General features: G+C 38.7%; 20 protein-coding genes and 1 pseudogene. 9 read left to right on the top strand and 12 right to left on the bottom strand.

What is annotated here, in order from left to right; genetic code table 11:
- Positions 1-85: 85 nt before the first annotated feature.
- Positions 86-1,075, top strand: coding sequence for a heme o synthase (gene cyoE, locus EFK13_RS06765; RefSeq protein ID WP_129506031.1), 990 nt, complete (start codon positions 86-88; stop codon positions 1,073-1,075).
- Positions 1,076-1,371: 296 nt separating this feature from the next.
- Here cyoE and EFK13_RS06760 read toward each other — a convergent pair whose 3' ends face one another.
- The gene (locus tag EFK13_RS06760; protein ID WP_240034910.1) at positions 1,372-1,731 is read right to left on the bottom strand and encodes a hypothetical protein; all 360 of its coding nucleotides are present in this window, start codon (positions 1,729-1,731) and stop codon (positions 1,372-1,374) included.
- A gap of 190 nt (positions 1,732-1,921) precedes the next feature.
- On the opposite strand from EFK13_RS06760, the gene EFK13_RS06755 reads away from it, so the two are divergent.
- Positions 1,922-2,251 (top strand): YjdJ family protein, encoded by a 330-nt coding sequence (locus EFK13_RS06755; protein ID WP_129506032.1) that lies wholly within the window; start codon positions 1,922-1,924, stop codon positions 2,249-2,251.
- A gap of 360 nt (positions 2,252-2,611) precedes the next feature.
- Complete coding sequence (locus EFK13_RS06750; protein ID WP_129506033.1) at positions 2,612-2,806, top strand: DUF4177 domain-containing protein; 195 nt, start codon at positions 2,612-2,614, stop codon at positions 2,804-2,806.
- Between the two features lie 56 nt (positions 2,807-2,862).
- Here EFK13_RS06750 and ybaK read toward each other — a convergent pair whose 3' ends face one another.
- The gene (gene ybaK / locus EFK13_RS06745; protein ID WP_129506034.1) at positions 2,863-3,345 is read right to left on the bottom strand and encodes a Cys-tRNA(Pro) deacylase; all 483 of its coding nucleotides are present in this window, start codon (positions 3,343-3,345) and stop codon (positions 2,863-2,865) included.
- A 194-nt stretch (positions 3,346-3,539) separates the two neighbouring features.
- Here ybaK and EFK13_RS06740 point away from each other — a divergent pair, with 194 nt between their 5' ends.
- Both EFK13_RS06740 and EFK13_RS06735 read left to right on the top strand, forming a co-directional pair.
- Positions 3,540-3,935, top strand: coding sequence for a hypothetical protein (locus EFK13_RS06740; RefSeq protein WP_129506035.1), 396 nt, complete (start codon positions 3,540-3,542; stop codon positions 3,933-3,935).
- A gap of 221 nt (positions 3,936-4,156) precedes the next feature.
- Positions 4,157-4,663, top strand: a complete 507-nt coding sequence (locus EFK13_RS06735; RefSeq protein ID WP_129506036.1) for a GNAT family N-acetyltransferase — start codon at positions 4,157-4,159, stop codon at positions 4,661-4,663.
- 31 nt (positions 4,664-4,694) lie between these two features.
- Here the strand turns inward: EFK13_RS06735 and EFK13_RS06730 are convergent, their stop codons facing one another.
- Both EFK13_RS06730 and EFK13_RS06725 read right to left on the bottom strand, forming a co-directional pair.
- The gene (locus tag EFK13_RS06730) at positions 4,695-5,177 is read right to left on the bottom strand and encodes a YjdF family protein (protein ID WP_129506162.1); all 483 of its coding nucleotides are present in this window, start codon (positions 5,175-5,177) and stop codon (positions 4,695-4,697) included.
- 455 nt (positions 5,178-5,632) lie between these two features.
- Entirely contained in the window at positions 5,633-5,917 is a 285-nt protein-coding gene (locus EFK13_RS06725; RefSeq protein WP_129506037.1) for a hypothetical protein, read from the bottom strand.
- 615 nt (positions 5,918-6,532) lie between these two features.
- Between EFK13_RS06725 and EFK13_RS06720 the strand changes: the two genes are divergently transcribed.
- The 4 genes and pseudogenes from EFK13_RS06720 to EFK13_RS06710 all read left to right on the top strand — a co-directional run bounded on the left by EFK13_RS06720 (position 6,533) and on the right by EFK13_RS06710 (position 12,232).
- On the top strand, positions 6,533-6,664 hold the full coding sequence (locus EFK13_RS06720) for a response regulator aspartate phosphatase I (RefSeq protein WP_248894269.1): 132 nt from the start codon (positions 6,533-6,535) through the stop codon (positions 6,662-6,664).
- A complete protein-coding gene (locus EFK13_RS21065) occupies positions 6,651-6,773 on the top strand; it encodes a hypothetical protein (RefSeq protein WP_263458289.1) in 123 nt (40 codons plus the stop codon). Before EFK13_RS06720 ends, EFK13_RS21065 begins: the two co-directional genes overlap by 14 nt.
- Before the next feature lie 1,406 nt (positions 6,774-8,179).
- Positions 8,180-10,657 carry a WD40 repeat domain-containing protein gene (locus tag EFK13_RS06715; protein WP_129506039.1) on the top strand — a complete coding sequence of 826 codons (2,478 nt, stop codon included), beginning with the start codon at positions 8,180-8,182 and terminating at the stop codon, positions 10,655-10,657.
- Positions 10,658-11,535: 878 nt separating this feature from the next.
- Positions 11,536-12,232 (top strand): annotated as a pseudogene (locus tag EFK13_RS06710) (DUF2278 family protein).
- 123 nt (positions 12,233-12,355) lie between these two features.
- Here the strand turns inward: EFK13_RS06710 and EFK13_RS06705 are convergent.
- The 8 genes from EFK13_RS06705 to EFK13_RS06670 all read right to left on the bottom strand — a co-directional run bounded on the left by EFK13_RS06705 (position 12,356) and on the right by EFK13_RS06670 (position 20,447).
- Positions 12,356-12,679, bottom strand: coding sequence for a protease inhibitor I42 family protein (locus EFK13_RS06705; protein WP_129506040.1), 324 nt, complete (start codon positions 12,677-12,679; stop codon positions 12,356-12,358).
- 14 nt (positions 12,680-12,693) lie between these two features.
- Complete coding sequence (locus EFK13_RS06700) at positions 12,694-13,530, bottom strand: C1 family peptidase (protein ID WP_161568035.1); 837 nt, start codon at positions 13,528-13,530, stop codon at positions 12,694-12,696.
- A gap of 48 nt (positions 13,531-13,578) precedes the next feature.
- Positions 13,579-14,331: a M12 family metallopeptidase gene (locus tag EFK13_RS06695; protein ID WP_129506042.1), complete on the bottom strand. Its 753-nt coding sequence runs from the start codon at positions 14,329-14,331 to the stop codon at positions 13,579-13,581.
- A 96-nt stretch (positions 14,332-14,427) separates the two neighbouring features.
- Entirely contained in the window at positions 14,428-15,279 is an 852-nt protein-coding gene (locus EFK13_RS06690) for a M12 family metallopeptidase (protein ID WP_240034911.1), read from the bottom strand.
- 476 nt (positions 15,280-15,755) lie between these two features.
- Positions 15,756-17,024 carry a DNA-processing protein DprA gene (locus EFK13_RS06685; RefSeq protein WP_161568036.1) on the bottom strand — a complete coding sequence of 423 codons (1,269 nt, stop codon included), beginning with the start codon at positions 17,022-17,024 and terminating at the stop codon, positions 15,756-15,758.
- A 14-nt stretch (positions 17,025-17,038) separates the two neighbouring features.
- On the bottom strand, positions 17,039-19,093 hold the full coding sequence (locus tag EFK13_RS06680) for a RecQ family ATP-dependent DNA helicase (RefSeq protein WP_129506044.1): 2,055 nt from the start codon (positions 19,091-19,093) through the stop codon (positions 17,039-17,041).
- Between the two features lie 851 nt (positions 19,094-19,944).
- Positions 19,945-20,229: a hypothetical protein gene (locus EFK13_RS06675; protein WP_129506045.1), complete on the bottom strand. Its 285-nt coding sequence runs from the start codon at positions 20,227-20,229 to the stop codon at positions 19,945-19,947.
- Positions 20,226-20,447 carry a hypothetical protein gene (locus tag EFK13_RS06670; protein WP_129506046.1) on the bottom strand — a complete coding sequence of 74 codons (222 nt, stop codon included), beginning with the start codon at positions 20,445-20,447 and terminating at the stop codon, positions 20,226-20,228. Before EFK13_RS06670 ends, EFK13_RS06675 begins: the two co-directional genes overlap by 4 nt.
- Positions 20,448-20,493 lie beyond the last annotated feature (46 nt).

Raw genomic sequence — 20,493 nt, 5'->3', positions numbered from 1 at the left:
TTTTTTTGTTTTAAAAATGACAATACCATGACAAATATAGGAAATAATTGTGATTCCATAGCCCTCTTGTTACGATAACAGCAGCATGGAGTTTTGGGGGAGGCGTCTATTTTTGGAGAATGCAAGAGATTCCGCAGCCATATCTGAAACAAAATACATAAAAGCTTCGAACCGGGTAACAGTTTACGATTTTATTAAACTTGCAAAACCCGGCATTATCATATCAAACTCAATAGCAGCCTTCGGCGGATTTTGGATCGCGTTTGCAAGCGCAGATAAACCATTATCAGGGATGGCCTTTTTGATGACGATGGTGACAGCAATGCTTGGAACCGCATTTGTCATGGCTTCCGGCACTGTTTATAACAACTTTTTTGATCGGCATATGGACGCAAAAATGGCACGCACCCGCAGCAGGGCCTCAGTCACTGGGAAAATGTCGCCAGCCATGATTGTAACGTACGGTTCCGTTTTAGGGATCGCTGGTCTTGCAATGCTGTATTCCCTCAATCCATTAACTGCCCTTCTCGGACTGGCCGCCTTTATTTTGTACGCGATTATCTATACAGTATGGGTGAAACGAACCTCTGTGTGGAGCACATTTGCCGGGAGCTTTCCTGGAGCCGCGCCGCCGTTGATGGGGTACTGTGCCGTATCTGGAGAAATCAGTATGGTGGCAGTGCTGTTGTATGCGGTTATGTTTCTGTGGCAGCCCCCGCATTTTTGGGCGATTGGAATCAGGCGCAAAGAGGAATATCGGGCGGCGGGTGTTCCGCTCTTGCCTGTTGTAAAAGGAAATCATATAACGAAAGTAAAAATGATCCGATATATTGCAGTTTTGGTGCCGGTCACGCTATTATTGCCTTTTTCTCTCGGCACCGGCCATCTGAGCCCATTTTATTTCTTAGCTGCCTTGGTCCTCGGAGGCATATGGATCAAAAAAAGCATCCAGGGATTCAAAACAGACGATGACGTGAAGTGGGCAAAGGATATGTTTGTCTACTCGCTCATTTATTTTTGCTTGCTGTTTTTGATCATGATGATTGATTCATTTGTCATGTTTTTGATCAGATGATGCAAAAAGAGTCACACATTAATGTGACCCTTTTTTGTTTGGTAAAACAGCCTCTAATAGACATGTCACGGCAAAAAACACAGCCATACAAATCAAAAATCGGACGATCTCACTCAAAATCCAGCTATCAGCAATACGCATACCATCGGTTTCTCGAAGGCTTGCGCATATTGTAAAAATCATGAGTATGTTTTTTAGCGTTTCTTTGTTCATGAAATACCATCGCTTTCTTGAAATGATTACTGAAATACAAAATAAATGATGAGGGACAGTCCAGCCTGATACAAACCGTGTCCTCAGCGTTGGGTGTTTTGATTAATTGAAATCCCAGTTTTTTTATTAAGCCATCTGTAAAGCTCAGGCGAACAGATGAAAACTGCTTCCGAGAAAAAACAGATCTTTTGCGATAAACTAAGCGGCGGATAGCTTGAACCGTCTGCTGCTGTACTCTCTCCTAATGAAAATAAAAACAGCAGAACATTACATACTGGCATGAAAAAAATAAATAGTATCCTTAATAAGTGAATCGGAAAATGCACTTTTTTCTTAAAACCAATACATGAAAAAATAAATCCATAAACGAAAAGACAGTACGTCCCCCAGCCTGCTATCGGGTGTAAACTAAAGTACAATAATAAAATTGCTAAAAAATACATCTGAATCTCCAGTCTATAAAACCGAAATCTTTTTCCATCATCAGGTATTATAAGCCAAAAACAAACAAAAAAATAGACTTTGTCTTTATCTAGCATGTAAGAACAGAAAGAGTAATTGCACCAAATAACCATATCATGGTAATATATTGTTTGGTTTTTTCTATGTTCAATGATTTGGGGGTTTATAAAAATGAAAGGCATGCTTTTCATTGTGCAGCTTGGATGTTCTTTTATGGTTTTTCTGTTTTTAGCCGCTGTCAATTGGTATCAAGGAAGCGAGCTTGTTTCAGATCGATTTGATTGGAACTATACTGCTAAAATTTCAAAACACCTTAATGGAATTGATACCATCACCAGTCCCAAGCAAATTTCTCAGCTTGATTTTTTCATCTATTCTGCTAAACACTATCCTGTTATGAGTATGTTAATGATCCTCTCTCTTCTATATGTTCTGGCCACACTTTTTTTACTCATCTACTCAGTCAAATTTAATAAGAAAGAGATTCATTTGGACTGCTGATGAAGTGCCTTTTTGATTTCTTGATCATTTTGTTCGGTTTGTATGCTTATTAAGATGAAGAAAAACAATGGGAATTTGGTATGGCATTCCCTGACAGTCAGGCAGGGTTAGTGTTAAGAACTTACCAAATCTGCATTTCACAGAATCCGAGGTTCGGAAAACTTACGAATCATGAAAACAAAATCCGTAAGTTCAATGGCTCCCCTAACTCCTGAGGGGTTATGCGGCAATTATGCAAGCCTCGATATGGCAATGATTGGTTTGGCGGAGAAATAAACAAACTGTTACGGTTCAATTTTTACCAGATTTTTGGAACATCCCCCTCACTCTTACGTATACCTTAATAGGAGGGATGAAACGATGAAAGAGTATGAATTCGTTAGAGTTGAACTGAGTACAATGAGAAGACGGCCTAAAGAAGACTACCAGCAAATCATCCACGACTATGCGAATAGAGGCTGGAAATTCGTTCAGATTTTTGCTCCCAGTATCGATGCGTATGGATCAGCTGCTTATTTTGAAATCATATTTGAACGAGATGCCAAAGAAGCTTAGTCTATGTGACTAAGCTTCTTCGATTACACTATATTCATATTCTCATTGCCTGCCATCTATACAATTTCTGCAAATGAGGCATCGCATGCTTTTGCTAAATCTTGTGGCGCTATTTTGAGCTGCATGCCGATTTTTCCTGCGCTGACAATGATAAAATCTAGTGTTTCAGCGGCTGCATTAATATAGGTTGGGAACCATTTTTTCATGCCAATTGGTGAGCAGCCGCCGCGAACATATCCAGTTACCTCTAAAAGTTTCTTCATTGCAATCATTTCTATTTTCTTTTCTCCTGCTACTTTGGCCGCCTTTTTTACATCTAATTCCTCAGCAACGGGTACAACAAAGACGTAATAACGATTTGCTCCTGCCGTTGCCACCAAAGTTTTATATACATACTCGACAGGATATCCGATTTTTTCAGAAACGGTGATGCCATCTGCCGGTTGGCCGCCTTCTGTTTCGTAACCTAACAACTCATAGGAGATGTTCTGCTGTTCTACCATTCGAACCGCATTGGTTTTTGCCATTTTTTTCGCCATACTATTCCCCCGCTATCAATCATTAAAAATACATCATCAATATATAAAATACTATCACCGAAAACAGACATATTCTACTAACCTGCATGTTCAAAAAGAGAAAAACCTCAGAAATTCAAAACACAAACAAAAAGGAATGAACGAAATGCAGCAACATACAATTTGTATGAATGTAAAATTAAGGAGTGGTTGCTTTGTATCATTATTTTTATGGTCCTGCGTTAATTCCTTACTTTTCACATACTCCTAACACGCAAAGAAGTCCAGACTTTTCAGAAAGACAGCGAAGAAGAGAAATCACATTGAATGTAGATGGCTTTATCCCGCCATCTGCCTCTGAGGATCTCGGAGACGGCTTTTATTCTTACGCATGGACGAACCAACAGGTCATAAATCCCGGTGAATACCTTGTTTGTTATCTCGAGGGAAGAGATATAAACGTGGTAAATGGCGGTTTTACTCCGCGTGATACCGCTCCATTGTATGCAATTGCAAGCTTTCCAAGGAGAAGAAACCAATGGGTCATTATCATTCATAATCCTGTTCAAACCCAAAGAGCCCTATCGCTTTATTTGATTGCGAAAAGGTAACAAAATAATGTTTTTAGCAGAAACAGAAAAACGGGTAGGAATGCTGCTTTGACACAAGCGTTTTTCCTACCCATTTTGGATTAATGTATGAGGTGATTTCTTGTCTTCAAGGCAGTGAGGCAGAAAGTTTGCTCCCCTTATGTTCGCAAACAAAATGTTCTTCCTCATTTTCTGTATAATGTTATTATGATTTTCCAGTAAAAAGAAAAGAGGATAGCCATATGGTTCTTCTTGAAACGAATCGTTTATTGCTAAGAACGATTGATATTCCCCTTCTCGACGCCGCATCTAAACGAAATCACCAGGCTATACAAGATATGGGTTATCAAACAAATGGCGAATGGCCTGATCCTGATTTTTTTGAAGCCATACCTTATTTCCGTGAAAAATTAGTTGAAAACAACGGAACGAAAGGATTTGATTCATGGCTTATCTTAAAAAAGCACAATCATGAAATTGTTGGAGGAACCGGATTTTTAGGCGATCCAGACACAAACGGCATGATTGAAATCGGTTTTGCAACAAATAAAAGCCATCGCCGCAATGGTTATTGTGCGGAGGCTGCCCGAAAATTAATCAACTGGGCATTAAGCCAAGACATCGTGAATCGCATTACGGCAAGATGTGAACATGATAATTTAGGTTCACAACATATTTTGAAGAAATTAGGGTTTACATTGGACCATAAATCAAAAGACTTTATGCATTGGAGTTACGTTATAACATAAAAAAGCAGGCCCTATCCCTGCTTTTTTTGAATTATTTACCTCTATGCTTCTTTTTCGCTTTTTGCTTTCTTAGAATATACTTCTGCTCTTTTACATGTTCTCGCATTTCTTTCGTGCATTGCTTTTTCTTTTGTTTTCTTGCTTCAAGCTCTAGTTTTATCGCTTCTTGAGCTTTAGAAGTCACACCCGCGTGTTTCACTTCTTTTGAAACCTGACGCTGCAATCTTTTTGGGTTGATCTTCTTCTGGGGTTGGCCTTTTAAGCTGACTCCTTCCTGCTCAGTTTGGGAGATGGTATGTAAGAGTTGGTGATGAACAAAATCTAATACTTCAGGATCCTTTGGCTCTTTGCCAAATACATGGCGAAAGGCTCTTAGCTTTCCACTGTTCACTGCTTCAATGACGCCTACCCAAAACTGGCCATCATAGTAAACCGTTAATTTCATAACGATTCCCTCCTCATAAAAGATACGAAAGAATGATGGACATCCCGAGGAGGGGAAGGTTACTGACATTATAATGAATGCATCCGGACTACCAACCGAATTGTGTTTTTTCATTCTCCAACATAAATTTTACCATATCCAGAAAAGGATTTAATGCTTATTTTTCCAACTTCTTCAGCAGTTTTCTGTTAGTTTTTCTGCCTTCTGCGAGAGATCCTATTGGACATCACCCGAATGAGCATTTTCCATGATACAGAGTCTCCGAAAGTCGCTCTGGATGAGTATTTAAACAACTGAAAAAAAGAGAATTTTATAGCACACACTAAGTTTATAAACAGCGGTTCTTAAACAAGCCGCTGAGCAAAAATAACATCACCTTAAACACTATAGGTCCGTAAGAAGGGCTTCTTTTATTACTTCTAGTTTTGCTTTCGTTCCAGTCTTTAAAATCCAGTGCAAAGAGATAAAACCCTCCCTCTAAACTGAGAGCGGGTTTTTTTCAAACAATGATTTGTACAGTTTCCTTATTCGTCTTTTCTATCTTTATCGGTATCTTCAGCATCCTCAACTGGATCTTCAGGATCAGGATCATTATCTTTTTCATCATCTTGATTGATGGTATCATCCTCATCGACACCTGGAGCGTTGTTATCGTCAGTATCTTGGTTGTTGCCGTTATTATCTTGATCGTTCTCCTCAACATCTGGAGTATTGTTATCATTATCATTATTGTCTTGATCATTATTACAGCCCATTAATACAAGACTGGATAGACACAACGCGCTTATGATTTGCAGCCATTTTTTCATTTTCATCCTCCTTTCTTCTTTTTATTCCCTATAAGTTTGTCCGTCATGTTTACTTTAATTCGCTGCATTCTTATAAATTCTTTATTGAAATCCATCATTAAAATTCTGGCTTATCAATTTCTCTTTTACCAAACGAAGCATCGAAATAAAAATTATGATAGGAAGTGGCTCTAAGATGGATGATGTATAATCGTCCTTTTATCAGTGTTATGAGGATGCTTTAGAAACAGCTGAAAAAGCCTTAAATGATGCTAAAAAATAGGGGAGCAACATTTAATTGGTTCAGCTCATTTTAACGTGGAATTATGTTATAATTACCTTGAATAACTTGACAATGATGAGAAATATTTTCAAATTTCCTATGAAATTCATAAGGATCGAAAACACATTTATGAGTCCAAAGCGATTTTTAACCTGGCATATGTCAGAGCAAAGAAAAATGATTTAAAGACTGCATTAGAATTATACCAGGAAGGTCAGAAGGTTGCTGCCCGACACAACAACCAGGAAGTAACCGAGAAATTAAAACTGGTTAAAAGTCTTTATTTATCATTCGACTTACAAACACTTAGAGAAGTGTTCAAGTTCTTCAAAGAGAAAAACCTTTACGGTGATATGGAAGAATACGCTGTTGCTGATTTTTTGACCAACAAAGAAGACAGACATGATGCGGTCGATTTTTATCAAATGGCAATTGAAGCACGCAAACAAATTCAAAGGGGGAAACATTTAAATGAAAAAACGTAAAATTGCAATTTGTTTAGCGCTCTTGCTTGGCGTTGTTGGAGTATCTAGCGCTTCATATGCTCTTTCTGAGCTGTCCACTTATAAGGTCGCAGATAGAGCAGCAACTTAAAATGATATTAAGAAATACCCCCATTTTGCACTTTAGAAATGGGGTTTTTATTTTATCTTCTCAACTCAATATTTATTCCTGGGTTTCCATTTAAATCATATACCGCATTAATAAACCGACAGCCCCTATAAAAAGTAAAAAACCCTTGCTGCGCAAGGGTTTAAGCTATGATTCCGACTGAGCTCGAACCAGCGACCACTACCCTGTCAAGGTAGGAAAGTGAGTCGGATTATAACAGTTTGAGTTTGAAGACATTGATTTAATAGGCTCTATTTTTAAATTAATATGGTTTAGACAGATGTTATTGGTGGCAGCATGATAAATGTTGCCACCAATTTACCACCAAATGTCTCCTTATTCTATATGTCTTGTGTGCTGAATATAGACATATAGAAAATATACTGAATGTTCACCTGCAAATCGCGATTTACTGAGACTGATAAATCAAAAAATTAGTACAGACGACAAGATAGCTTCAATCGTATCTTATTACATCATGCCGCCCATTCATGAAGGGGTCTAATACAAAAAAATCGTTATAAAATAACCTTGGTATTACCGCTTTTCTTTCTAATTTATTAAATAATCTTAATTACAATATAAAAATACTATGAGCAAAAATATGAGCATTTTTAACTTGGCTATTAGTCTAAAAAAGACTAACGGCTATTATTTTCTTAAATGTGGTTTAGGGGGTCCAAGATAAAATTCAGGACTTTACTCCTTTGGTGATATTATAGGTGAGCTTTTCTTTTGTGGACATTGACCCATTTAAAAATGTACAAAATACCATATTAAAATTTCATTCATAAACTGGACAGTAAAGTTTATAGGAAGGAAGTGATGGGTATGTACGGCCAACCACATGGGTTTTATCCACCAGCTTCACAACAATTTGCACCAGATGGTTACTTTATGTATTGTGCTAAATCGTCGCCAACTGACCCTTATGGTACACTCATAGTAGCACCATATGTTTATGTTTTTGAAAACAACAATTGGGTTTATCGACAGATTGGCCCTTTTATAAGAACAGATCGAGTTTGCACTTACTAATTGTAGATACATGTTTAAAAAGTATAGGCTGGGAAAAGGATTTTTGGTTAAAGAACGGAACTCCTTATTCAATTAGAAAAAAGACATGTCTTTTTTTTTCCCTCTCTATACCAAAAAGGGATGCTCCAGAGGCAAGAGCACCCTTTTTTCTTTAAAGCAAGCAGTTCCTCCAATGAATATTTATGTTCCTGTTTTTCTTACTTTTGATTTTCAATGTGCTGCCTCCTTAACCTACTTCCTTCATACCCTTTAGGTGTCTCAAAAAATAATACAAATTCCTGAATAAGGATGTTGTATTAAGAAAATGTTAACAGAGTATCTAATAACGTTTCGGAAAAGGAGTGATGTTTTTGGCAAGGAACATTCGGATCACCGTCGTAGATTTGGAGAACAGGAGCATCAAAACGCAATTTGATCGAGATGGGGATGAACTTGCGTACTTTGGCGAGTCGGCGGTTACGAATGATGGACATATTATCATTCCTAGTACATACTCGATTCAGTATTGCGATGAGAATGGAAATACGATACGAGTCCTTCATCCGCCTTATTCGGTTAAATCCATTGCTGTAAGCCCGCTGAACAACCATGAGTTAGCCATTGGAGATCAGAAGGGATATATTCAAATCTGGGACCTCGAGAAGGGGGAGCCGACAGGCCTTCAATGGAAGGCAGATGAAAGCGCCATAACTAGCATTGTATTCAATCGGACGGATGGGTCTCGTTTGATGTCAACTTCTTCGGATGGGAACATTCAGGTTTGGGACGCAAGAAATGGGGAAGCGATCGGACCGAGATTTCAGGGAGCTGATTTTAGTCTAAACCCTGCGATCTCGTTCGATGGGAAGAAACTTGCTTATAGCAAGAAATTGGATCGCCCCATTGAGGTGTACGAGGTCGACTCAGGAAGACGGATTGTTTCGATTCCAAGTCCGCAAGGGCAGTATTTAACCAAAATGATGTTCGACCATGATGGTCAAGAGATATTAGCTTCATACATTGATACCCCCTTATTGGAATGTCTTCAATACGGTGAGTCGCAAATCGACACTATTCGGTGGTCTGCAGACACCGGAGGAAGGATAGGTGAGATATACGAGGGGAAGATAGGCTACGGTTTTTACCATAATTCTCATCCCTCTAATGTTGGCGATAACTGGTTCGTTTCAACGCAAACCGAGAGTGCCGTCGTGTTAATATGGGATAAAACGACCGCAAGGACGGTTCATCAAGTGAAACTATCACCTGAGGACGTCGGAACAATTTCCCAGGTTTCCCCCGATGGCAGACTTCTTCTAGTTCAGACCCATATGTACCAACTGGAAGATCAAGAGGTAAATAAGTACACTCGTTTGGATATACAACAATCGAGTGTTACAGTATCAAGATTATTAACTTCTTCGAAGCTGGGCGATGTTACGAACGAATTGCTTTCATCAGCTAGAGTGGAGGCCCCCGTCTGTGTCGGGATTAGCGAGTATTGTATTGCGGATGGCATTGCGATGGGGCTTTACAATAAAATCGGTTCAAGATATCCAATTGAAACGCAGGATGAGCTTTATTACGGGGTAACACCGTCTCACCACGTACCGATGCAAGTTTTTGTCGATGTATCGAAGAAGAAAATCCGTATCTACGTAGCCCTTTTTTTGGATGTATACAAAGACAGCGGGACAACAGAACATCGAATCAGCCGTACACGTGTTTCTTTTACCATATTGGCAGATCCAGACATGGCTGTGGGACGGTCGGATGTTACGCCGTACTTCCAGTTAAAACTGGATGGAAGCATGATGGAACCCGGCATTGACACACGGATCATCGATCCAGTGTCGGTAATCCAACATTTCGGAACTAATGATGCTTTAATTCGGTTTTTGGAGAAAACCATTGAGAACATGATCGCGGGAACCGGTAAAGGGATATCTCAATACTTCTCCTCTTTGGTCGTCGAGGCGCCTATGACCAACTCTTGGAATCGGTCTGACGGGTATGAGCTTATCTTTCGAAGATTCGAGTATAGATCGGTTACTGTAGATACAGACACTGGTTCAGAGGAGGTCGGTTATCTGCTCCCTTTGTTCACGCTTATATCGCATCATTTCCCACCGCCGTGTATTTGTAGGGAGGATATTGCTTTTCCTCCCCGGATGAAAAAAACGATACCGGATGCTCGACGCTGGATTTCCCTCGCCTTCAGCGAGGCGGCCTTGAATGTCCTAGCTACGCCTCACCGGAGATCGGGGGATAAGTCTAAAAAATCTAAGGGGGGCTCGTTATACGCAAGTGTTGAAAATTACTTCAAAACGGAAATCGGAGATATTCAAGTCGTGCGTAACGGTATTGCGGCTCCGGTCACCGTTGGCGGAGGGGGCAGCTTAACGGCGGGGCTTCGGGATCCTATCTTGAAAAACACGATTATCAAAGAAACGGTAGGGTATTCTATGTCGATCATGGACGCGCACACGGAATGGAGTATTAGCGTGCTTTCCGATTCCCCAAGCGAAGGGCAATCCAGCGTGATGCTTATACCATCCGTATACATTGATCCTCAAAAGATTGATGTCCAGTTAGAGACTCCGCTTCCCCGCGAGCTAAACCAAATCCTAAGCTGGTTGATGGATTGGTTTGTCACTGTGGTTGTAGTTCTTGTGGTTGCAGCTATCCAGTACATTGCCTTTATGCGACTAATGGTGGATGTGTTTCGATTTGATGATAGAGTGGACAATTATCGAATCATGAACGTCCATGATATAACGTATCCTCGCTCCTCGATTGTCATTGTCGCTGAAGTGAGCGCATGTTCTTCTTCGGGGTTGCACGACTGACGCAACCGACCACTATTATCCCTGAGACTGAGACCGTTTTTCGGTATTCCACTGGGAAGCGGTCACTTTTTTTGAATAGCAAAGCACGGGGAACAATCGGACGGATCGACGGATCACTCGGGAATTAGTATGACGGTAGTTCTCATCGGGCAGGAAGAATTAATTCACCAACGTAGCTGGTCCGATGGGCGAATACGTACGTGATTATTTTTGCTACTATTAGCAAAAGTATGAGCATTTTTCTTTTATCCACTTAAAAACCCCTATTTTTCAGGGGTTTATGATGATAGCATCATGCCGCCCGTTCATCAAGGTATATTTATATTATAGAAGAAAATAGGTTTATAAAATCACTGATATTATAGGCTTTTCATCTTTCACTTAAAATATTTTAAAATAGAAGAAAAAATGTCTATGAGCAAAATTATGAGCATTGGGTAGGGCACTTTTCCTTACGCTTTTCCACAATAATCAACTTTTAGACCGTATTTTTTACGCTCTTTTATTTAGGCAGATAATATGGAGAAACACAAAATAAAACAAGTATTGTTCTATCAAGGTTTAATCAATTTTATTAGCTGAAAATAAAATGAAATAATATACCATTCTATACGTTTGGTGGTCAGAATGTGGTCAAAAATAAATTAACTCTAGCCATACTATATGATATATGCTCCAGATTTTCTTTCGAAGTCATGGGGCTTACTGATGTTTTTATCGATTTACACCTTAAAATGAAACCCTTTACATCATTAAATAACAAAGCTCATCTGCTGCGCTTCCCGAGTAAAGTAACATAATCTAGAGATACTCGGGAAGAATAGTTTGGAGGACACTATAAGCATTAAATAAATTTATTTAATTTATGAAACAGGGGAATGAAAGTTGCCTTTAAAAAATATGGGGTTTTAAAGGGTAAAGCAGTCGAAACTATGATAGGAAGAGGAGACAAGCCTCATTTTCAAGTACTTATCCAGGATGAGGAGGGTACTAAATATCGAATAGCCATTAATATAAAATCCCAGGCTCACCCTTCAGAAGTACTATATTTTGTTGGTGAAGATTTCAACTCAGAAGACATTACAAAGTTACCTGATTTAGAATTTGGTTTTACTTCTATAAAGAATAATAATCTCGACATCGGGCTTGATTATATAAGGGGAAATTTATTAGATCCTAGTAAAATGATTCCCCTACCGGCTGATGCAGAGGGTCCAGATAACGATTTAAATGAAAAAATTCAGCATTATTTTAAGCAAGCTATTGATACGTCAGCCTATAATATATGCTTTCGGGGATAAATGGGGGCCAAAGGAAAATAAGCCAGATAAGTATTTTAATTTTTCACCTAGTAATGGTATACATGATATTCATATGAACCAAGGAAATGTGGGGCCCTGGAAAAAAGATAACGGAATATGGCAAGACGGAGGAATCTTAATACATTTTGAACAAGAAAACAGATGGATAGCAATTTTTCTAGCTCTCCAATCCCAATCTTGGTGTACAGATGAAAATAGGCATTCAGTTAAACCAGTAGAAAAATGTAACCATAAAAATTTTAATAAGTTGTAAAGAATCCTAAAACAAACACAAACTTACCCAGTAATACCTTAGAGCTTCATTTTTATAATAACACTGCGGGTATTAAAACTAAGGTGTGAGTGCTTGCGCCCTTCTCATTTAGAAGGGCTTTTTTCATTCAGTGACAGCAACGGTCAAAAAGAATGTTTGATCCACAGTCGTTTCATCCCAAGGCTGTTGGTACTGAAACAAAATGTTACTCTGACCGGGACTGACAGCAGTGAACAGCCAGCGTTGATGCCCACCTTTTCCATACTGTTTAACAGATCCATCCGTGATTAAATCCGAACTGTCCAATCGCAAGTTTTGCAAATCTGTGGTTCTTACCTCCACCCACATATAACCCGTGGTTGGGTTGGAAGGGAGAAGGATTTCGAGTTGTTTTTGCACCTGCACCATAACCGTCTGTCCATTAGATTCAAGTCCTGCTTGTATCATAATTATAACCTCATTTACTGGATTCCATAGCGGTCCGCTTCATCCCGGCTGACGACAAATTCCTCGCCTCGTTCAAGGAGAACTGCCTCTTTTTGTTTAACAAGGGCTTCTGGATTATGAACTAAGTCAGTGGCTCCGTAGGCTTCTTTACAGTATTTCTCCATATAATCATAAGGCAGATAGCCGAATCCACCATCACCCCATTTTGGTCCCCAAGAGTTTTGAAATTTGAACACTTGTTTGTCATCGTCATAGCCGACGATACAAATGGCATGCCCAGTCCTCAGCTTCGACTCGTTTTGCGGCATCGGAATCATACCATCTATTGAAGCGGTTACGAGCCAATCGGTCATCACATAGGGCAACCCAGCTACAAACGGACCATTTACCGAAAGGCTTCTCTTCATAGCCTGAACATTGGTCAATTGAGCGTATGCATGGATACGGTATTGGAGAGCATTTTCCTCGGCACCTGGTAGGGGTGGGATACCTTCCTCCGTTTTGTAAGGATGGTAACTTTCTTCGCAAATACCCTCCTTGTGAAGAATTTTGACCGCAACACGTGGATGCGTACCTTCATCCGGGATATTGTCGACCTCTTTGCATTTTTGATATAGATATAACGGAGAAAATTGAATGTAACGTTTGTGTTCCTTCAATTCCTGATACTCCTTCATTGCAGCAAAGGCAAAACCGACGCAGGTATCCTTCGTTCCTTGAAATCGAACTTCCACCTTGTTAGTCGAATAATCAATCTCAGGCGTCAGGAGAACAAGGGGCAGGAACCCCTCCATAATCAAGTCCCGTTTGTCAATGGGGCTGGGAATATAGCCTGTGCCATACGTTTCCATAACAGATTCTCCTTCCATTTTCCATTATAACGTTCATAAAAGTAGGAATTATCGGGGGTATACCTGACCGATAAACTTCTTGTCTATTTCTGAAAGTGTCGTATTCCAACCGATTTCAAAATCCCCGATTGTTAGTTCATTTGGTACAGGAAACTGCATAATGGATTTCGGGTCGAATTCGCTGTAGATAGATGTTCCTGGATCGAGCTTTGTAAAAAAGATACTGTTGATCATTTCTTCGGACCAACCTAATCTTTCCTTATAGTAACGATAAAGGGCATCTTTATCCCAAGGGATGTCTACATTCGGGCTAACATGTTCATGCATTAATCCGATACAATGGCCAAATTCATGCAGTACAAATCTTAAAAATTCTAATTCTGGGGTATTAAGGGATAACGGGAGACCCATAGTTGGTTGGTCGTTAGGGATTACGAGGCAATCCGTGCCGATATAAGAAAAGTTCCCTGGTTCTTTAAATGTAATCCGTATTTCAGCTTCAGGAGAGTTATTGAAGTCGAATTTGATATTACAGTATTTGCTCCATTCTTGGGCATAGGTTTGGACCTTTTCTTGGATTACATGGTCTCCGTCAAGAAAGCGAACACGGAGGGTACGTCCGTTTGCCCACATCTTACCGGTGATCAGGGCCATTTTAAAGCTGTCAATGTCTCTTCTTGCGGAGACATCATGGTCCGGCGCATTTGCTAGGTTCTCTAAGATCGCCAGCCGGGCTGCTTCGACCTGTTTGTCCTCAGGTAAGACCATTTGGATACAGTAGTTAAGCGGTATCGTTGACATAGGAAAGCCTCCTTTTTTCCTAGATGTGCTCTTATTGTATAAGGACCCCGATCTCAAGAGAAGATCGAGGTTCACTCGTATCTGAATTTAGACAAATTAGCCCCTTTCAGCAAAAGAGCTTTGTGGGTCACTCTCGGTAATTGCAGCTGCAACCGCTGACTTTTCGATTTCGGCGTCTTGAACAGCTCCCGCTCCAAGAGGATACATTTTGCCGATAAACCACTTGTCTGTTTCCGACAAAGTAGTGTTCCAACCAATTTCATAATCTCCAATGGTTAGTTCGTTTGGAACAGGATACTGCATGATGGATTTAGGGTCATGAATAGTGAATGCAATCTTCTCTTTCCGTGGATCAAGTTTGGCCAATACATTATGATCAACTACTTCTGGCGGCCATCCCCTTTTCTTGTAATATTCGTAGACAGCAGGCTTATCCCAAGGGATATTTGCTCCGGGACTAGATTGTTCATGCGAGACACCTATACAATGACCAAATTCGTGCAATACCACGCGAGAAAATTCATCTTCAGAAGTATTTGGGTTAAATCCTTCGAAATTCATTGTTGCTTGATTTTTAGGGATAGCCAGATTATCCGTTCCGACATACGACCAATAACCCTCCTGTTGGAACGAAATTCGAATTTCAGCATCGGGGTCATTGCCGAACGCAAATTTAATATTTGCATAGCGGCTCCATTGGTTAGCATATTGTTTGACTTTTTCATGAACAACAGGATCTCCGTCAAGAAAACGAACTCGCAGTGTTCTACCATTGCTCCATTTCTTTTTGACTTGTACAGCCATTTCGTAGCTGTCAACGTCTCCACCTGCCATAACATCCGCATCAGGCGCATTTTCAGGATTCTCTAGAATTGCTAGGCGAGCCGCATCGACAAATTGATCATCGGTTAAGTTCATTTGGGCACACAGATTAAGTGTTTGATTCACTCGAAAAACCTCCTTTTAATTAGAAACACTCACCTTTAGTATGAAATAGAAAACTAGGCATTATCTCAGGAAAAACCCACCTTTTTTTACAAACAACAGAAATTCCATTTTAATTTTAATCAGCCATAAAAAAGACCCCCAACCAGGATGGCTGAGAACCTTTAAAATGTTGATAATTAACGTTTGGAAAACTGAGTTGCACGACGAACACCTTTAAGACCATACTTCTTACATTCTTTTATGTGTGTTTATAATATGAAAAAACATGGAATAAAACAAACCTTGCTAAATTAAGGTTTATCCAACTTTTATTATCTAAAGTAGAAATAAAATAATATACGGTTTTATATGTTTCGTGGTCGAGATGTGGTCATAACTTAATGGCCCCCAACAATATAGGTTGGGTGCCTAAATTTCTTAATATAAAAGTAAAATTACTAGATAGCCTAGTGATTAAATTTAATTCTCCCTTTAATTTAGTCAGTGGGCAACTCAAATATATTTATCTGACGATTCTGGTGCTCTTGTTTATTAAAAAACACTGTTGAAATAATTTTTGTTTCATCAACATACTTTATTTTTTCCTTTGAATAAGCCTTTTTGACCCATACATCCATTTGGGACTCCTCAATATTAAGTTCCATACACAACTCTTTTATTGAACGTGGCTTATTTAACACCCTCTCTATATAAGGCCATACCACGTTAAATAAATCTATAGTTTTTTTTATATTAGTGCGCTTCTCGTAAGAAGCATTATTTTCTTCACTATTAATATGTTTTGATACTCGTGTTTGTAATAAAGTTTCCAAGCGTTCAGCTTCCTTTAAATCCTTAGTTCCTATTCCAATTCCACCTTTGCTGATAAGCTCAATATTTCCGTTAGGAACTCCCTCTTCATCTCTTACAAATAAAGGAACCCATTTAGCTTCGAGATTTTCGATTGCCCCCTTCCAAGTACCACCTTTGCCTGCTGAACTTGAAGAAACCACTGTATATTTTGAAAGGCCATAAATATGTTTATTTCTACCTAAAGCTGAGTAACTATAAAATCTAGAATTTGGATGGTAAGCCGATATTAAAAGTAAATTACCTTTTAGGATATGCTCTAATATTTCTTTTTTTTGAACGGTTTTAGCTAGACTATCTGACAGCACCGCTACAACTTTCCCGCCTTCTTCCAGAGCTGCATTTTGTGCAGTCAAGTCCACCCCTCTTGATCCACCGGAAATCACAGTAAATTTTTCTTTAGCACATCTTCTGGCCAATCTATCGGTAAAAACAGCCCCTTGGTCATCCACATCTCTAGATCCTACAATACCTATACCCTGATCGTTCAATAAATCGATTTTCCCTGCCCCGTATAAAATTGTAGGTGAATCTAATTTAAGAATTTTTTTTAGCCTTTTTGGATAGGCGGGATCAGCTCGAGTAATTACCCATATCCCCATACTACTTAATTTTTCCAGCTCCAAAGTTAAGCTACCTGTTCGACCGAGTAAATATTTTATTCGTTCCGCAGTATTTATAGGTAATTGTAGGTAATCTTGGATTTCTATTTGACTCAAATTAAACAAGGCTGATGGTCTTTTCACCTCAGACTTAACAATTCTTTGCGATAATTTAATCCATTCTTTATCACTAAATGACTTATAATTGGTTTCTTTACCTTTTAAGCTGTTCAATCCAATATTTGAACACAATAACAAAATTGCCAAACTATCTGGCGATATATTTTGGTTCATTATCTTTACGCACCTCAATTTGGCGTTGTAGAAAGTGCAAATGGAATTACAGGTCCACTCCCAGCATTTCTTAACAAAACACCACATATAGTAAATGTCCATCCTGAATTCATTATATCATCTATTAACAAAACGGGCGTGGAAGGACAAACTTGGTTAACAGAAAAAGCATCTATAACATTTGAAGCTTGAAGAAATGAATTTTTCATATACTTTTGTTCTGTAGTATGCTTTACTTTATCGATTACTTCAAGGTACGGTAATCCTAATCTTTCAGCTACACTTTTAGCAAAGCTTTGGACTAGTAACGGATTTCGCAGAGAAGGAACTGAAGTAACCCACTGGGGTTGAGGATTCATGTCCCATTTAGTGGATATAAAACGAACTGTTGCCTCTACAAGACCTTCTCCAAAATACCCATTTTCATATCGCGCTACCTTAACCATTCTTCCGATACCAGCAGTGCCATAAAGACTCAATGCCCTTCCCTCTTCGTTTCTTAGTTCAACAGAAATTTTCCCTCTTAGCCCCCCAACTCCATTAGGTGGCCATTGTTTTCTAGGTTCAATCACAAATGGCTGATTATACAAGAAGTCATTTGCTGCCCACAACAGGCTGCTGCTAACTTCCTCAGGAAAGATACTGTCTCCAATGCAATTTTGACACTTTCCGCAATCGTCTATATCAATATCATCTAATTCCTCTGAAATAAATTTCATTAAGCATTCGCTTGTATTGGCATATTCCACTACGTTGTTTAATTCAGTTATCTTGGTTTGGTGCACATTTTCATTTTTCAGCAACTCAGAAGTAACTGGTTTGGCTGACCGATAAAATTTTGTACCTTGTTTAAAGACAAGTTGATCTATTTCAAGCAACTTTAGACATTGATCAACTTGTCCATTTGAAAAGTTAACTTTAGATAATAACTCATACTTACTAAGTCCCCCATACTGTATCAATAAACTCAATATTATTTCCATATAGCTCTGTTCTGGTAAAGAACTATCAATAAACCCTTCGTGTATAAATTTATCATCTTCTGAAAAAAGTAGCACTACATCAGCGTTAGATAGGGACCTTCCTGCTCTGCCAATTTGCTGGTAGTAAGATACTAATGAACCAGGCATACTATAGTGAAACACAAAACCTAAATCAGGTTTATCAAAACCCATACCTAAAGCGTCGGTTGCAACTAAGGCCTTTATTTCATTTCTAATTAACTTACTTTCTAGCAGTTCTCTATCTTCACATCTACTATGATATGGAAGAGCATTAATTCCTTGACTCTGAAGCCAACTGGAAACCCTGTCACACTCTCCGATGGTAGTACAATAAATAATCCCTGTGCCATTCATTTGGGGAATCTGTTCTGCTAACCAAGCTAACCTTTTTGCATGATCTGGCATATGTAGAACAGAAAGCCTTAATGACTCTCTTTTTAGTGTTCCTCTCATTATTTTTAAGTCATTCCCTAACTGTTCTTCTATATCCCTAACAACTCTGTTATTTGCTGTAGCTGTGGTAGCTAATATAGGAACATTGGGAGAAAGACCATTAACAATCCTAACAATCCGTCTGTAATCAGGTCTAAAATCATGCCCCCAATCAGAAATACAGTGAGCTTCATCAACAACAAAGAAGCCAATTCCTCCATTATTCTCTATTAAAGGTAAAGTATTGTTAATAAAGCGTTGATTTGATAATCGTTCAGGAGAAACAATAAGAATATCACATTGATTTCTAGAAAGGAGTTCATCAATTTCGTCCCATTCTTCGTCATTACTACTATTTATCGTCACAGCATTGATTCCAATTTTCCTCGCTGACTCAATCTGGTTTCTCATTAAAGAAAGGAGAGGGCTAATAAGTATTGTAGGTCCTTCATTTTGCTCTCTTAATAATTTAGTTGCAATAAAGTAAACCATACTTTTTCCCCATCCAGTACGTTGAACAACCAATGTCTTCTCTCTATTTAATACGGATTCAATTGCTTCTAACTGATCCTCTTTAAAGACAGCTTGATTATTCACCATTGCACGTAATAAACTTAAAGCTCTTTGTCTCATCTATTAGTCCCCCAGTAAATAGTTCTATATTCCCACCGAAATATTATGAAATTTCAACCTTATTTCACAATAAATATATATTATTCTAGTTCCTTTTTCTACATTAATTACCATATTTTCAAAATCAAAATGTGGCCAAATGCATCAATTAACTTGAAGAAAGATTATATTTAAAAGCCGTTAGGTTCAATCGAAACCTAACGGCTTTTTAACTTCACAGAAGCTTACGTTATGCACAATATGTTTATTGTCCTTCTTAATTACTGATATGCTGAGAGGATGCATAATGTGGAGCTATGTTATTGATAATAGGAAGTCGTCAAGCGAAAGTAAAAATACATGCGATATTTCATCATATTTAGTTACATCTATATCTTTTTGATTTATCATATCTTGTACATATGGAGGCAATTCACTCGTTTTTCTTAACTTAAATTCTAGAGGATTGTTTAGATCAGCATCTTTCAATTCTAATCCATTTCCACTCATATTAAGATGGAAATCACTCAAAACCTGTTTCCAATCCTCGTTAACCGCTTTAATAAACTGGTTAATCTCATTTTTACAAATTAGATTATATATGGGAATGTATGTTGGGCTTTGCCTTCTCTAAAAGCACCTTTTTGCTTAGCTATTGTTTTACCTAACTGTGGTCTTTCTACGATTATTTTCTATTGCCTTTCAGATGGTTCATTCGCTACAATACTTTATAGATGAACCCTCAACGTTGGGTTTATATCTATGTTTATGTTTACGTTTTTTAGACAAGCTCCTTAAAGGGCTTGTCTTTTTTGTGCTTTCCTTTGAAATTACTAAAATACTGTCTACATCAATAATCCCCTATCCTTCCCTCAGGTTTTATTGTCAAAACAATCCTTATGTTTTTCTAAAAGCTCATCCATGCGTTTAACAAGAGTTCCAGCTTGTTCTCGATACGGTTCTTGCCAACGCTCCCACTGATAAGTACCCTGTTCTGCCTTCCACCTCAATCTCCAAAGCTGCTTAAGGCATTCCCTAAATTCTCTATTATTTTCAATTAACCACGAAAGTACAGGATTTATTTCATTTTTCCCTTGCTTTGATTTTATAGTTGATAATACCTTTTCCGATTTAATTATCCTTTGACGTATTTTCATGAAGTTTCCACCTCTAACCGCTTTTCAATCTCTTTCATCCTTTCGTCAAGTTCCCCTACTTCCATAGCTTTAATAATGCTATTGGATAGGGTAGCAATCACTCTGGCTCTTTCGATAGTGGGGGGCTCTTCTTGTAGCAATTCATTAATGACTCTTGCAAGCATTCTCCTGACATCTTGGGGTTTTTTTAAACGGACATTCCCCTTCGATATAGACATTTTTTTCATCTCCCATGCTATTATTGTTATATCAAGGGCTAGAGCG

The sequence above is a fragment of the Bacillus cabrialesii genome (genome assembly GCF_004124315.2).
GTDB lineage: Bacteria > Bacillota > Bacilli > Bacillales > Bacillaceae > Bacillus > Bacillus cabrialesii.
The sequence above is the reverse complement of the archived record's forward strand: the minus strand, read 5'-3'. Positions and strand labels throughout refer to the sequence as shown.